The sequence below is a fragment of the Afipia sp. GAS231 genome (assembly GCF_900103365.1).
Classification (GTDB): Bacteria; Pseudomonadota; Alphaproteobacteria; order Rhizobiales; family Xanthobacteraceae; genus Bradyrhizobium.
Map to the genome: position 1 here is coordinate 7,413,672 of NZ_LT629703.1, position 14,906 is coordinate 7,428,577.

The window sequence follows — 14,906 nt, forward strand, 5'->3', positions numbered from 1 at the left end:
ATTGCGTGCAATCATAATACCCGCAGACAGAGAATGATTCGCGGGTTATATGAAAGAGCCGAAAAAGCCGTCAGTTGCGAAGGAGCCGGAAAAGCCGCCGATCTTTGAGAGGCTGTTCAACGAAAGGTACGATTCTGTAACCGGCAAAATCTCGGAACCCCTGATCCTGAGGAGGCATATCCGGAAAGCGATCGAGGAGTGCGGGGGAAAAGTTAGCGATGGAAATATTCCGAACTTCTTGAAGGATTTCATACGTCGTCCAACGTGCAACACTAACTGGCCCGTCGCAATAAGCTCGAAACGTTACACCGCTCGCCAAATTTACGGTGCGCGCGGCGAAGAGCGAGTATTTGAATTTATTCCATATTTGGAAGGGCAGGAAGTTCCGTTTCCAGACATATTCGGGACCGGCGATATCCAATCCGTTCATCCGATTGAATCGATATCTTTGCCGTCTGCAGCACGAGCATTGGGACGAGAAGATGAATCTTGGCTAATCCAATCCTGCGTCAGTCAGCGGCTGATTGAAACTCATTTCGCGCTTAATTCTCCGCTCGACATTGTCGACATTTTTCATTTGCAGAACAGCGTAAAAGTTACCCCCGAAATTGACGCGCTATTTCTGATCGCGTTCCGGCACCAAAAAACTATCAAAAAAGCTCTGGTGACCTTTGAAGCGAAGCGAGGGGAGCTAATATTGCCGGATCAGATTAAGTCTCAAATAGCAAAGATAGGTCACGAATGTTCGAAAAGGAAGGACTTGAAGGACATCGAGTTCGTTATTGGGATGGCATGTAAATCGCTTCGGAAGGATAAGCGCCGGGTCATCTTTTTGTTCGAACTGAAGCCGATCCCTATTGCAGTGGCGGAAAAATTCCATACGGGAAAAAATACGCATCAGTTGGTAATTGAAAGCGCTTCCAAGGCGGCCTATGAGTTCAAACCTGCAATTCGAGGAATCTAACGGTAGTTTATAATCGCCTGCTTATCCAGCTCCGCGGCTGGCACGAGCTTATAATGCTTCTCGTCCACAACAACGACCAAATCGTTTTGAACAGTCAGCTCAAACATGGCGACGCGCTCCTCTTCCATGAACTGAGCGGAAATTGCGCGACACTTCATGCCAGGAAATTTTCTGCTGGCCCAAGTTATGTCCTGCTTAGCTTGAACGACAGAGATCTGATCTTTGCCGCCCTTCGCTTGAACTGGGATAGCGTAGTGACATCCATTCCGATCAATGCCCACGTAAAGTTCGTCGATTTCGATCTGACCGATTCCTTTCACTGTGGTGCGAAGGTGATTTTGCAGGCTGAATGTTGTAAGCCCAAGAAAGGTGTCGATCAGTCGGTTGTATCGCACGATGGCGAGAAGAGCCTGCTCGTCATCGAGCGCGTACGCGCGAATCAATTCCGGCGTCGCGTCCGGGATGCCGATTGTCGCAAGCGCTGCATTCGGAACGATCCGATTGAGCTTAACCAACGAGAAGCGATATTTCGCGCGACCTGTGCCCTCGATAATCCACTCCATGCCCTTCGGCGCGGTAGATGTGATGCTATCGGGCATCGGGATTCGATACCGAAGGGCATAGACCACGTCACCGAGATTGAGTGGAAGCTCGATCTTTAGCGCTGTTGCTGTTTTGACAAGATCGTCTCGCGCCCAATCAATACTGGTCGCGCCCTTCTTGTAACGATCAAAAAAAATCGTCTCTATAAGTTGCCTGTAGCGGTTCGTTTCGGAGCCAAGAACCGGCTTAGCCACTGAACGACTCCAGCAACGCCAACCGTGCAGTTTCCGTCTCGAACTGGGTACGCTTTTTTGCGCCGCTCTTTCGGTCGCGCTTCGAATTTGGCTTATCGACTTCGAAATGTTCGGCGGCTTCTCTCATAACAAGATTCAGCAGCGCTTTGTCGCCAAGTTCGATTTCACGGGTCGGTTGACGCGGGCGAACGCCCAAAGCCTTCATGACTTCCCGGGCGACCGCGCGAGCAAGCGGTGGCGGAACGGCATTTCCGATCTGGCGCGCGCCGTGCCATTTGGTCGAGTGAAGGCGGAACCAGTCCGGGAATCCATGGAGCCGTGCCATCTCGCGAACCGTGACGCAGCGGTCCCGTCCGTAGTGGATCGGGCGAGGGCTTGTGAAGGCGCCTCGCGCTCCGTCCGTCCCCGCTCGAAGGGTGTTAGACAGCCCTTTGGAGTTCAGCTTGAAGAAACGGCTGATCGGTTCGACCGATCCCGGTTCCGTGGCTGCAAATCTGGACTTTGAAATATCGGTGTGCCCGGTCTTTGCACTCGACGTGAGCATTCGCGGGTTCCACTTTCGCAAGTAGCCGTAATGCCAAGCACCGTTCGTGAGACAGCGCAGTTCGGCCGCGTACGTGCTTGGCTTTCCAAACTTCGCCTCAACTTCATCGTTGATATCGAGCGCGACGAAGGTGTCGGCGTCCGGAAGGTCTCCTAGGGCGTCCTTACAAGTTGGCCCGGCGGGGAGCTTTCGGTCCTCTAGCTCGAGTACCTCTGCGTCGGCGGGTATGGTCGTCCGGCGCGGATACTCCGGCACCTTTACCCCGCGCCTTGCCCCCATAAGGATCAGTCGTTCGCGGTACTGAGGGACGCCGTAATGGGCTGCGTTCAGAACCTGCCATTCTGTTCGCACATTATATCCGACATCGGCGAATGCCTTGATCAGCTCATTGAGAAAATTCTTTTGACGGCCGACCGTCAGCCCCTTCACGTTCTCAAAAACAAAGGTCTTTGCCTTCAGCTCGGCGACAATCCGGACGAAATCCAACACGAGGTGGTTGCGCGGATCGTCGAGAGAACGGTGCCCGATAAGCGAGAAGCCCTGACAGGGCGGCCCCCCGAAGACGACATCGACGGGCTCATTCCCGATCCCAGCAGCTCGGCGTATGTCCGCTCCGGTCAATTTTTGCACGGACTGGGGCAGTACCGCGCAGTCCGGGAAATTGAATTTATGAACGGCGCAGTGGATCGGATCGATCTCGACCGCGGCTCTCACGTCGAACCCCGCCTGTTCAAAGCCGAGGCTCATTCCCCCAGCGCCCGCGAAAAGATCAATCCCTACTGGCCTTGCCATCTACGCCTCAATTACACCCGGTGGGCCAAGGAACTCGCGCAGGATGCGCTCGGTCGCTTCCGCACTCTTCAATTCGCATTGCCATAGCGTCAAAATCTGCCAACCGTCCTTTTTGAGGCGGCTAACGACCTTTGCATCTCTATCCTGATTCGCTTTGATCTTTGCAGTCCAGTATTCCGTGCGCGATTTTGGGAGTTTTCCCTTGCCGCAATCGTGACCATGCCAGAAGCAGCCGTGAATGAAGATCGCCTTCCGCCTGCTGGGGAACACGATGTCAGGCCGACCGGGTAGGTCTTTTCGGTGCAGTCTGTAACGATAGCCGGCCCGGTGGAGTAGACGGCGAACCAGAAGCTCGGGCCCAGTGTCCTGGGTGCCCACGCTTTTCATAATGCGCGAGCGCTGTTCTTTCGTCCTTGTATCGGCCATGAGCGCTGGTGGGTTTAAGCTGGACCCAATTTTGGACCCAACAGTACGGCACTAAGCGTGACAAGACGTATCAGACAACATGAAGGCAGGGGTGCTTACCCCTTAAATATCAACACATTTGCACGTGGTGGTACTAGGGCGGACAGACGCCGGCGTCTTTCAAGACCGGTGCCGGCGTTCGCGGGCGGCGGCCGCCTCTTCGACGGCGGGCTTAAACTGCCCCCAATCGATTTTCCATCGTTTTTTGCTTCTAACGAGCCATTCGTCCGTCACGCGCTTTTCGTGTCTATCGAACGCCGCCCGCGCGCAGCGGTTGATCTTCATGAAATGCCGGATGAGACGCCGCCCGTCAGCCACAGACATCAGTCCGCCAGCGATCAGCATCTTCGTCCGACCCCAATGCTGGATCGAATGGCAGATCGTGCAAATGGCGTTGACCTTGACCAGGGTCGCGACACTGCTACGCGGCTCCTCTCTGAATTTCCAAACTTCGTGGCCCTGCAATCGTTTCGTGCTGCCGCAAATCGAGCAACGTCCAAGCTCGGCACGGACGGCTCGGCTCAATGCCAGCCAGCGATAGGGACCGAGACCAACCTGATTTGAGCGCAGGTTTTGACCCCACAATGTTTCAGGAACCAACTCGATGCGAAGCGCAAACTTCCGAGCCATGTCGATAATCCCGCTCGCCTATGAACCCCGCGACTGTTGAGGGAACAAAGCCGGAAGCCCCGTGTTGCGCCCGTGTTGCGCGGAGTGATTTGTAGCAGTTGGTAACCTGTTGATTTCGCTGGGGTGGGCTGTAAGCGATTTGCAACACCAAATCCGGGGAAAGAACGAAGCCGAAACTACAAGAAACCCTTTGTTTGCAGGGGTTTTTGTTGGCGATCCCAGCAGGATTCGAACCTGCAACCCACGGAGTAGAAATCCGTTACTCTATCCAGTTGAGCTATGGGACCGTCTGGGGCGGTGTTCCGCTTAAGGCCTTTCTAGCACCGCCATTATGAAAAATCCGCTGCCCCGCCAAGGGCGTCGAACCGATTTCCTCATGTTTGCGACAAAGCCAGACGGCGGGCCATTGCTTATGGCGCGCCGCTGACCCAAAGCTGGCGCCCGCGACTGCCGCCGGCCGCGGCCCCGCGACCTTTTTGGACTGCCAAAGCCATGCCTGCTGCGACCTTTTCGCAAGCCAACCTTTTCGCAAGCCTCGTCCTTCGCCATCAGGCCGTCACCTTTTCGCGCATTTTTGACCGTACCGCGGCGTTCGTCCGCGCTGGGAGTTCCGTCATGATCGGTTTCGTCCGCGCCACACTGGTTTGCGCCACGCTGGCGCTTGGGCTGTTTCCGGCGCTGGCCGCCGACAAGGCCTTCAGGCGCGACGATCTGGCGGATTCGGCGATCAAGCTGGAGGCCCAGATCAAGAGCGAGGCGGGGCCGGTCACAAAGTCGGCCGCGACGCTGCGCAGCGATGCCGACGTCGCCTTCAAGCGGGCCGATTTCCGCACCGGGCTGCAGATTCTCGGCCAGATCGCCGCCACGACGCCGGAGGACGGCGCCAACTGGCTGAAACTCGCCAAAACCATCTTCCAGATCCGCTCCAACTCGTCGAGCGAGCAGACCTTCCTGCTCGAGCGCGCCTCGACCGCGGCCTATATCGCCTATCAGCGCGCCGCCAATCCGGGCGAAGAGGCCGACGCGCTGGCGGTGCTTGGCCGCTCCATGTCCGACCGCAAGCTATGGCGGCCGGCGCTCGATACGTTGCGGCTGTCGCTCGACCTGCGCGAGGTCGCAGATGTCCGCGGCCAGTACGAGAAGATGCGCGATGAGCACGGGTTCCGGCTGCTGGACTACACCGTCGATTCCGACGGGGCCTCGCCGCGGGCCTGTTTCCAGTTCTCCGAGGACCTCGCCAAGCGGGTTGATTTCGCGCCGTTCCTCGCGCTGGCCGGTACCGACAAGCCGGCGCTGTCGGCCGAGGGCAAGCAGCTCTGCGTCGACGGCCTCAAGCATGGCGAGCGCTACAATATCAACCTGCGCGCCGGCCTGCCGTCGACCGTCAAGGAGAGCCTGCCGAAGTCGGCCGAGTTCAACATCTATGTCCGCGACCGCAAGCCGTTCGTGCGCTTCACCGGCCGCGCCTATGTGCTGCCGCGCACCGGCCAGCGCGGCATTCCGCTGGTCAGCGTCAATACGCCGGCGGTGAACGTCAACGTGTTCCGGATCGGCGACCGCAACCTGATCAACACCGTGATCGACAGCGATTTCCAGAAGACGCTGAGCCGCTACCAGCTCTCGGATCTCGGCAACGAGCGCGGCGTCAAGGTCTGGACCGGCGAACTCGCCACCGCCACCACGCTGAACCAGGACGTCGTCACCGCGTTCCCGGTGGACGAAGCACTCGGCAATTTGCAGCCCGGCGTTTACGTCATGACGGCGGCCCCGAAGAGCCCCGGCAGCGACGATGACGGCACGCTGGCGACCCAATGGTTCATCGTGTCGGACATGGGGCTAACAGCGTTTTCCGGCAATGACGGCATCCATGTCTTCGTCAATTCGCTGGCCTCCACCGAGGCCGTCACGAAGGCCGAAGTCAAACTGGTCGCGCGCAACAACGAGATTTTGGCAACCCGGAAGACCGACGATGCCGGCCATGTGCTGTTCGAGGCCGGGCTGGCACTCGGCGAGGGCGGCTTGTCGCCGGCGCTGCTGACGGTCACCAGCGAGAAGGCGGACTATGCCTTCCTCAGCCTCAAAACCAGCGCCTTCGACCTTACCGACCGCGGCGTTGCCGGGCGGGAGACACCTGCCGGTGCGGACGCCTTCGTCTATGCCGAGCGCGGGGTCTACCGGTCCAACGAAACGGTCTACCTCACCGCACTGCTGCGCGACGGGCAGGGCAACGCCATGACCGGCGGGCCGCTGACCTTGGTGATCGAGCGGCCCGACGGCGTCGAATACCGCCGGGCCCAGCTCGCCGATCAGGGCGCGGGCGGCCGCTCCATGGCGGTGCCGCTCAATTCCGCGGTTCCGACCGGGACCTGGCGGGCGCGGGCCTATACCGACCCCAAGGGCGCGTCGGTCGGCGAGACCACCTTCATGGTCGAGGATTACATCCCGGAGCGGATCGAATTCGACCTCACCGCCAAGGACAAACTGATCAAGGCTGAGATTCCCGTTGAACTGAAGGTCGACGGACATTTCCTTTATGGTGCACCAGCTTCCGGGCTTTCGCTCGAAGGCGACATGCTGGTCACGTCGGCGGCATCGGGCCGGCCGGGCTATCCCGGCTATCAGTTCGGCGTCGCCGACGAGGAGACCGCCAGTAACGAGCGCACCCCGATCGAGAACCTGCCGGAAGCCGACGCCAACGGCGTCGCGACCTTCCCGGTCAGTTTGCCAAAACCGCCGTCCTCGACCCGGCCGCAGGAAGCCCAGATCTTCATCCGCATGGCGGAAACCGGCGGCCGCGCCGTCGAACGCAAGCTGGTGCTGCCGGTGGCGCCTGCGCAAAACCTGATCGGCATCAGGCCGCTGTTCGGCGACAAGAACGTTGCCGAGGGCGACAAGGCCGAGTTCGACGTGGTGTTCGTCGCTCCCGACGGCAAGCAACTTTCGCGGAATGGCCTGCGCTACGAACTCCTGAAGATGGAGTCGCGATATCAGTGGTACCGTCAGAATTCGTCCTGGGAATATGAACCGGTCAAGTCCACCAGCCGCGTCGCCGACGGCGATCTGACGTTGACATCAGACAAGGCCGCGCGCGTCAGCCTGGCGCCGCAGCCCGGCCGCTATCGCCTCGATGTCAAATCGTCGGACGTGGACGGGCCGATCACCTCGGTGCAGTTCGATGTCGGCTGGTACTCCGACGGCAGCGCCGATACGCCCGACCTGCTGGAGACCTCGATCGACAAGCAGGAATACGCTTCCGGCGACACCATGGTGGTGTCGGTCAACGCCCGATCGGCGGGGAAACTCACCGTCAACATACTTGGCGACCGCCTGCTGACGACCCAGACCGTTGATGTCAGGGAAGGCACCCAGCAGGTCAAAATCCCCGTCGCCAAGGACTGGGGCACCGGCGCCTATGTGCTGGCGACCCTGCGCCGGCCGCTCGACGCCGCCGCTCAGCGGATGCCCGGACGGGCGATCGGGCTGAAATGGTTCGGCATCGACAAGAAGGCCCGCACGCTGCAGGTAGCACTCTCGCCGCCACCGTTGGTGCGGCCGGGAACCGCCTTGAAGATTCCGGTCAAGCTCGGCGGGCTAAACCCCGGGGAAGACGCCAAGATCGTGGTTGCCGCGGTCGATGTCGGCATCCTCAACCTGACCAATTACAAGCCGCCGGCGCCTGACGATTACTATCTCGGCCAACGCCGCCTGACCGCTGAAGTCCGCGACCTCTACGGGCAACTGATCGACGGCATGCAGGGGACGCGAGGCCAGCTCAAGACCGGTGGCGATGCCGCCGGCGCCGAGCTGCAGGGCGCGCCTCCCACGCAAAAGCCGCTGGCGCTGTATTCCGGCATCGTCACCGTTGGCCCTGACGGGTCGGCTGAAGTCTCGTTCGACATTCCCGAATTCGCCGGCACCGCGCGGGTGATGGCGGTGGCGTGGAGCGCGACCAAGGTCGGTCGTGCCAACATCGACGTGACGGTGCGCGATCCCGTGGTGCTGACGGCAACGCTGCCGCGGTTTCTGCTCAACGGCGACAAGGGCACCATGAGTTTCGATCTCGACAACGTCGAAGGCGCGCCTGGCGACTACACCATCGCGGTGAAGACGACAGGTCCGGTGAAGGTGACCGGTAATCCCTCGACCACGGTCAAGCTCGCCGCCAAGCAGCGCACCTCGATGGCGCTGGCGCTCGATGCCGGCGGCGCCGGCACCGCCAATCTCGACGTCGACATATCAGGCCCGAACGGTCTTGCGCTGGCGCGGCACTATGCGCTCGACGTCAAGGCCGCGACGCAGATCTTGGCGCGGCGTTCGATCCGCACACTGGCTAAAGGAGAGAGCCTGACACTGACGCAGGACATGTTCTCCGACCTGGTATCAGGCACCGGCAGCGTCTCGCTGTCGGCGAGCCTGTCGACCGCACTCGATGCCGCGACCATCCTGAAAGCGCTGGATCGCTATCCGTATGGCTGTTCCGAGCAGATCACCAGCCGCGCGATGCCGTTGCTCTATGTCAACGACCTCGCGGCCGGTGCGCATCTGGCGATGGACACCGAGGTCGATCAACGCATCAAGGACGCCATCGATCGCCTGCTGGCCCGCCAAGGCTCGAACGGTTCGTTCGGCCTGTGGTCGGCGGGCGGCGACGACGCCTGGCTCGATGCCTATGTGACTGACTTCCTGACCCGCGCCCGCGAAAAGGGCTTTGCGGTGCCGGATATCCTGTTCAAGAGCGCGCTCGACCGCATCCGAAACTCGGTGGTCAACGCCAACGAGCCGGAAAAGGATGGCGGCCGCGATCTCGCTTACGGCCTCTACGTGCTGGCCCGCAATGGTGCTGCGCCGATCGGCGATCTCCGTTACCTCGCCGATACCAAATTGAGCAACCTCGCAACACCCATCGCCAAATCGCAACTGGCGGCGGCGCTGGCGCTGGTCGGCGACAAGGCGAGGGCCGAGCGGGTCTATGGGGCGGCGCTCGATGCGCTGGCGCCAAAGCCCGTGATCGAGTTCGGCCGCGTTGACTACGGTTCGGCGCTGCGCGACGCGGCAGCCTTGGTGTCGCTGGCCAGTGAAGGCAACGCGCCGCGGGCGACGCTGACGCAGGCTGTGCAGCGGGTCGAAGTGGCGCGCGGGCTCACCCCCTACACCTCGACGCAGGAGAACGCCTGGCTGGTGCTGGCCTCGCGCGCGCTGGCCAAGGAAACGCTGGCGCTCGATATCGACGGCGTGCCGGCCAAGCAGGCGGTCTATCGCAGCTACAAGGCCGAGGCGATGGCCGGCAAGCCGATCAAGATCACCAACACAGGCGACGCGCCGATCCAGGCGGTGGTCTCGGTGTCGGGCTCGCCGATCACGCCGGAGCCTGCGGCCTCCAACGGCTTCAAGATCGAGCGCAATTACTTCACGCTCGACGGCAAGCCGGCGGATATCTCCAAGGCGAAGCAGAACGACCGCTTCGCGGTGGTGCTGAAGGTCACCGAAGCCAAGCCGGAGTTCGGGCATATCATGGTGTCCGACTATCTCCCGGCCGGGCTTGAGATCGACAACCCGAAACTGGTGTCGTCGGGCGACTCTGGCACGCTGGACTGGATCGAAGACGGCGAGGAGCCGGAAAATACCGAGTTCCGCGACGACCGCTTCACGGCCGCGATCGATCGCGCCGCCGATGACGCGGCTGTGTTCACGGTCGCTTACGTCGTGCGCGCGGTCTCGCCCGGCAAATACGTGCTGCCGCAGGCCTATGTCGAGGACATGTACAACCCCTCGCGCTACGGCCGCTCCGGCACCGGCACGGTCGAGGTGCGTCCGGCGAAATGAGTGCGTCCGGCAACAGGAGTTCTCCGTCGTCATGCCCGGACTTGATCCGGGCATCCACGACTTCTGTTGCCGCCGAAAAGCAAGACGTAGATGGCCGGGTCAAGCCCGGCCATGACCGCATCTTTAAACGACGAAGTGTCCGCATCGCCTCGGCTATCGGCGTTGCGCTCGTCGTCTTCACCACCGCCTTCGCAACCTGGGTCGTCTCGCTCGGACCGCTACCCCTGGAGCAGGCGCGAAAAGTCTCGACCTCGATCGTCGACCGCAACGGCAAGCTGCTGCGTGCTTATGCGATGGAAGACGGCCGCTGGCGGTTGCCGGTCGACGCCAAGACGGCGGTCGATCCCGGCTATCTGAAATTGCTGCTGGCCTATGAAGACCGGCGCTTCTACGAGCATGGCGGTATCGATCCGCTGGCGCTCGGGCGCGCGGCGTTGCAGCTCGCGACCCGCGGCCACATCGTCTCCGGCGGCTCGACCATCACGATGCAACTGGCGCGGCTGATGGAGCCGCGGCGGGAGCGCTCGGTCTACGCCAAACTGCGGCAGATGGTGCGGGCCGTTCAGATCGAACGGCAACTAAGCAAGGACAGGATACTCGACCTCTATCTGGCGCTGGCGCCGTTCGGCGGCAATCTCGAAGGCATCCGCGCCGCCTCGATCGCCTATTTCGGCAAGGAGCCGAAGCGGTTGTCGCTGGCCGAAGCCGCACTGCTGGTGGCACTGCCGCAGTCGCCGGAACGGCGGCGGCTCGATCGCTATCCGCAGGCGGCCCACGCCGCGCGAGACCGCGTGCTCGACCGCATGGTGGAAGACGGCATCGTCAGCAACGACGATGCGATCCAGGCGAGGGCGGTCCCGGTGCCACGGCTGCGCAAGCCGATGCCGATATTGGCGCCGCATTCCTCCGACGCTGCGGTGGCAACGGTGAAGGATCAGCCGGTCATCAAGCTGACGCTGGATGCGACCTTGCAGAGGACGCTGGAAGCGTTGGCGCGCGACCGCGCCATCGCACAGGGGCCGAATATTTCGATCGGGATGATCGCGGTCGACAATGAAAGCGGCGATGTGCTGGCCCGAGTCGGCAGTTCCGATTATTTCGACGACCGTCGCGCCGGCCAGGTCGACATGACCCGCGCGCTGCGCTCGCCGGGCTCGACGCTAAAACCGTTCATCTATGGGCTCGCCTTCGAGGACGGCTTTGTCCATCCCGACAGCCTGATCGACGATCGTCCGATTCGCTTCGGCTCCTACGCGCCGGAAAATTTCGACATGACGTTCCAGGGCACGGTGCCGATCCGCAAGGCGCTGCAACTGTCGCTGAACGTGCCGGCGATTGCGCTGCTCGATCGCGTCGGCGCCAGCCGGCTGTCGTCGCGGCTGAAGCAGGCCGGCGGCAGCTTGGTGCTGCCGAAGGACGAAGCGCCGGGACTCGCCATGGGGCTCGGCGGCGTCGGCGTCACGCTGCAGGATTTGGCGCAGCTCTACGCGGGGTTTCCGCGGCTCGGTACCACCAAACCGTTGCGCGAAATCATGACCGCGAAGGACGACCGCGAGCCGATGCGGCTGATGGACCAGGCCGCGGCCTGGCAGGTCGGCAATGTCCTGATCGGCACGCCGCCGCCGGAGAACGGCGTGCACGGCAAGATCGCGTTCAAGACCGGCACCAGCTACGGCTACCGCGACGCCTGGTCGGTCGGTTTCGACGGCCGTATCACCATCGCAGTCTGGGTCGGCCGGCCCGACGGCGCGCCGGTGCCGGGACTGGTCGGCCGCACCGCGGCTGCCCCGATCCTGTTCGACGCCTTTGCCCGTACCGGCAAAATCCCGGCGGCGCTGCCGAAGCCGCCCAAGAGTGTTCTGCTCGCCAGCAATGCCAAGCTGCCGCTGCCGTTGCGGCGGTTTCGCCCCGTCGGCGAACTGATCCGGACCGGCGCCGACCAGGCGCCGCACATCCAGTTTCCGCTGAACGGTTCACGGATCGACGTCGAGCGCTCCGCTGACGGGCAATCCGCCGCGATGCCCGTCAAGGTCGCCGGCGGGGTGCTGCCGCTGACCATGATGATCAACGGTATTTCGGTGGGTGAAATCGACAGCCGGCGCCAGCGGTTGGTCGATCCGCCCGGACCCGGTTTTGCCCGCCTGACCGTGATCGACGCCACCGGGGCGGCGGATACCGTCGTGATCCGGGTGCAGTAAGGGAAGGTTACCGGTGGGTCGGGGAACAACGGGTTGTTCCGGGAACTGCGGGTTGTTTGCACTGCGGTTTCATCGTAAGCGAATTGGATGGTTGAAACCACGCAAGTCCGGCGCTTTGGAGCAGGCCAACAGCCTGTGAAACCTGCGAATTCCAGCCGCAGGCTGGTCGCGGCGTTCGACTTTGCCACAACAAGTCATTTCCGCGCCATCGTGTTTCTGCTGCTGTGCGGGCTGGTGATTTTCCTGCCCGGTTTCTTCAATATTCCGGCGATCGACCGCGACGAGGCCCGCTTCGCCCAGGCCACCAAGCAGATGGTCGAAACCGGCGATTTCGTCGATATCCGCTTCCAGGACGACGTCCGCTACAAGAAGCCGGTCGGCATCTACTGGCTGCAGTCCGCGGCCGTTGAAACCGCCTCGGCGCTCGGCCTGCCGCGGGCGCAACTGCGGATCTGGATCTACCGGATTCCGTCCCTGATCGGCGCCATCGGCGCGGTCTTGCTGACCTACTGGACGGCACTGGCCTTCGTGACCCGGCGCGGGGCGGCGCTGGCCGGACTGATGATGGCCAGTTGCGTGCTGCTCGGCGCCGAGGCGCGGCTCGCCAAGACCGACGCGATGCTGCTGCTGACGGTGGTCGCCGCGATGGGCGCGATGGCGCGGGTGTATCTCTCCTGGCAGCGCGGCGAGGATCCGGTGCATCCGTCATGGACGTCGCCCGCGATCTTCTGGACGGCGCTGGCCGGCGGCATCCTGCTCAAGGGGCCGCTGATCCTGATGTTCGTCGGCTTGACGATCCTGACCTTGGCGATCCTCGACCGCTCGGCGGCCTGGCTGTGGCGCATGCGCCCGGTCTGGGGGCTGATGTGGATGCTGGTGCTGGTGTTGCCGTGGTTCGTCGCGATCTTCTGGCGCGCGGGCGATGCGTTCTTCGCCGATTCGATCGGCGGCGACATGCTAAGCAAGCTGGCCGCGCAGGAATCCCATGGCGCGCCGCCCGGCCTGTATTTCCTGCTGTTCTGGGTGACGTTCTGGCCCGGTGCGGCGCTGGCCGGCATGGCCGCGCCGGCGGTGTGGCGCGCGCGGCGCGAGCCCGGCGCGCAGTATCTGCTGGCATGGCTGATCCCGTCCTGGATCGTGTTCGAACTGGTGCTGACCAAGCTGCCGCATTATGTGCTGCCGCTCTATCCGGCGATTGCGATCCTGACCGTCGGCGCGCTCGAACGCCGGGTGCTGTCGCGCTCCTGGCTGGTGCGTGGCGCGGCCTGGTGGTTTGCGGTCCCGGCGCTGGCCTCGGTTCTCGCCATCGTCGGCGCCATCAAGCTCGCCCATCTGCTGGTGCTTCCGGCCTGGCCAATTCTCGCGGCGGCCATGATCTTCGGCCTGATCGCGTGGTGGATGTTCGAGGACAGCCGCGCCGAACGCTCGCTGCTGAACGGTGTCATTGCCGCGATGTTCCTGTCGATCGGGGTTTACGGCATCGTGATGCCGTCCTTGACGACAGTGTTTCCGAGCGCCGAGATCGCGCGCGCGTTGCGCAACGTCGTCTGCGTCGGGCCGAAAGCCGCGGCCGCGGGCTTTCATGAGCCCAGTCTTGTATTTATGACCGGCACCGACACGCTGCTGACCGACGGATCGGGCGCCGCGGATTTCCTGGGCCAAGGGACCTGCCGCTTTGCCCTGGTGGAAGCGCGCTCGGAGCGCGGCTTCGTGCAGCGCGCCGAAGCCATCGGGCTGCGCTACAACGTCGCCAACCGGATCGACGGCTACAACATCTCGCAAGGCAGGGCGGTTTCGATCGCGATCTTCCGCTCGGAAGGCACGGAATAGGATGTCCGCGCCCGCAGACATCGCCGAATCCAGGAACTACCCTTCGCGCCTTCTGACGCTGTCCTGGCTGTCGCTGGCCCAACTGGCGCGCGCGCCGTCGCATTCGCGGCGCGCCGAGGCCGGGCGCCGGGCGGCGCGCCATATCCTGCTGCTCGCAGCCGGCATCGGTCTCTCGATCATTGTGCTGATGTACGCGCTCGATGCCTGGGAGATCGCCCAGATGCCGACGCGCGGCACGCCGGCGCTGTGGTGGATGCGCATCCTCACCGATTTCGGCAAGGACGAATACGTGCTGGGGACACTGGCGGCGTTGCTGATCGTGATTGCGATCGCGGCACCGGCGATGAACGGCATCCAGCGATCGCTGCTGCTCGGTCTCGGCACCCGCCTGCAATTCCTGTTCGTTGCGGTGCTGTTTCCCGTTCTCGTCGGCGAAGTGATCAAATGGGTCGTCGGCCGTGGCCGGCCGTTTGTCGGCGGCGCCGAAGCCAATGTCTTCAACTTCTCGCACTTTGCGGGGACCCAGGCCTATTCAAGCTTCCCTTCCGGACATTCCATCACCGCTGCGGCGCTGGCCTTTGCGGTGGCGGCGGTCTGGCCAGGGGCGAAGGGGGCGGTGATTGTCTATGCCGTCGTCATCGTGTCGACGCGCCTGGTGCTTTTGGCCCATCATCCAAGCGACGTCGTCGCCGGCGCGCTGCTCGGCGTCGTCGGCGCGATGGGCGTGCGCTACTGGTTCGCGGCCCGGCGACTGGGATTTGCGATCCACCGCGACGGCACGATTGCACCGCTGGTGGGACCCTCGTCCGGGCGCCTCAAAAGGGTTGCCCGGGGCGCTTTCGCCCCATAAAAGCGGTCGCCCG

At 62.6% G+C, this 14,906-nt stretch carries 9 protein-coding genes and 1 tRNA gene; 5 read left to right on the forward strand and 5 right to left on the reverse strand.

Annotation, left to right across the window (positions count from 1 at the left end):
- Window positions 1–49: 49 nt before the first annotated feature.
- Window positions 50–964, forward strand: coding sequence for a hypothetical protein (locus BLS26_RS34785; protein ID WP_092517180.1), 915 nt, complete (start codon window positions 50–52; stop codon window positions 962–964).
- Here the strand turns inward: BLS26_RS34785 and BLS26_RS34790 are convergent.
- From BLS26_RS34790 to BLS26_RS34810, 5 genes are all read right to left on the reverse strand, one after another.
- Entirely contained in the window at window positions 961–1,761 is an 801-nt protein-coding gene (locus BLS26_RS34790; protein WP_092517182.1) for an endonuclease, read from the reverse strand. The genes BLS26_RS34785 and BLS26_RS34790 overlap by 4 nt on opposite strands.
- Entirely contained in the window at window positions 1,754–3,052 is a 1,299-nt protein-coding gene (locus tag BLS26_RS34795; protein WP_244541791.1) for a DNA cytosine methyltransferase, read from the reverse strand. The genes BLS26_RS34790 and BLS26_RS34795 overlap by 8 nt, the downstream gene beginning before the upstream one ends.
- Window positions 3,053–3,097: 45 nt before the next feature.
- A complete protein-coding gene (locus BLS26_RS34800; protein WP_092517186.1) occupies window positions 3,098–3,523 on the reverse strand; it encodes a very short patch repair endonuclease in 426 nt (141 codons plus the stop codon).
- A gap of 159 nt (window positions 3,524–3,682) precedes the next feature.
- Window positions 3,683–4,192 carry a hypothetical protein gene (locus tag BLS26_RS34805; RefSeq protein WP_092517188.1) on the reverse strand — a complete coding sequence of 170 codons (510 nt, stop codon included), beginning with the start codon at window positions 4,190–4,192 and terminating at the stop codon, window positions 3,683–3,685.
- Between the two features lie 210 nt (window positions 4,193–4,402).
- A tRNA-Arg gene (locus tag BLS26_RS34810) sits at window positions 4,403–4,479 on the reverse strand.
- Window positions 4,480–4,807: 328 nt separating this feature from the next.
- On the opposite strand from BLS26_RS34810, the gene BLS26_RS34815 reads away from it, so the two are divergent.
- From BLS26_RS34815 to BLS26_RS34830, 4 genes are all read left to right on the forward strand, one after another.
- Window positions 4,808–10,015 carry an alpha-2-macroglobulin gene (locus BLS26_RS34815; protein WP_092518993.1) on the forward strand — a complete coding sequence of 1,736 codons (5,208 nt, stop codon included), beginning with the start codon at window positions 4,808–4,810 and terminating at the stop codon, window positions 10,013–10,015.
- Window positions 10,012–12,213 (forward strand): penicillin-binding protein 1C, encoded by a 2,202-nt coding sequence (gene pbpC, locus BLS26_RS34820; RefSeq protein ID WP_092517190.1) that lies wholly within the window; start codon window positions 10,012–10,014, stop codon window positions 12,211–12,213. Before BLS26_RS34815 ends, pbpC begins: the two co-directional genes overlap by 4 nt.
- A gap of 87 nt (window positions 12,214–12,300) precedes the next feature.
- On the forward strand, window positions 12,301–14,043 hold the full coding sequence (locus BLS26_RS34825) for a glycosyltransferase family 39 protein (protein WP_092517192.1): 1,743 nt from the start codon (window positions 12,301–12,303) through the stop codon (window positions 14,041–14,043).
- Window position 14,044: 1 nt separating this feature from the next.
- Window positions 14,045–14,893, forward strand: coding sequence for a phosphatase PAP2 family protein (locus BLS26_RS34830; RefSeq protein WP_092517194.1), 849 nt, complete (start codon window positions 14,045–14,047; stop codon window positions 14,891–14,893).
- Window positions 14,894–14,906 lie beyond the last annotated feature (13 nt).

Coding starts and splice junctions, on each gene's coding strand:
- BLS26_RS34785 (WP_092517180.1), top strand. CDS start 50: ATGAAAGAGCCGAAAAAGCCGTCAGTTGCGAAGGAGCCGGAAAAGCCG.
- BLS26_RS34795 (WP_244541791.1), bottom strand. CDS start 3,052: ATGAGCCTCGGCTTTGAACAGGCGGGGTTCGACGTGAGAGCCGCGGTC.
- BLS26_RS34800 (WP_092517186.1), bottom strand. CDS start 3,523: ATGGCCGATACAAGGACGAAAGAACAGCGCTCGCGCATTATGAAAAGC.
- BLS26_RS34805 (WP_092517188.1), bottom strand. CDS start 4,192: ATGGCTCGGAAGTTTGCGCTTCGCATCGAGTTGGTTCCTGAAACATTG.
- BLS26_RS34815 (WP_092518993.1), top strand. CDS start 4,808: ATGATCGGTTTCGTCCGCGCCACACTGGTTTGCGCCACGCTGGCGCTT.
- pbpC (WP_092517190.1), top strand. CDS start 10,012: ATGAGTGCGTCCGGCAACAGGAGTTCTCCGTCGTCATGCCCGGACTTG.
- BLS26_RS34825 (WP_092517192.1), top strand. CDS start 12,301: ATGGTTGAAACCACGCAAGTCCGGCGCTTTGGAGCAGGCCAACAGCCT.
- BLS26_RS34830 (WP_092517194.1), top strand. CDS start 14,045: ATGTCCGCGCCCGCAGACATCGCCGAATCCAGGAACTACCCTTCGCGC.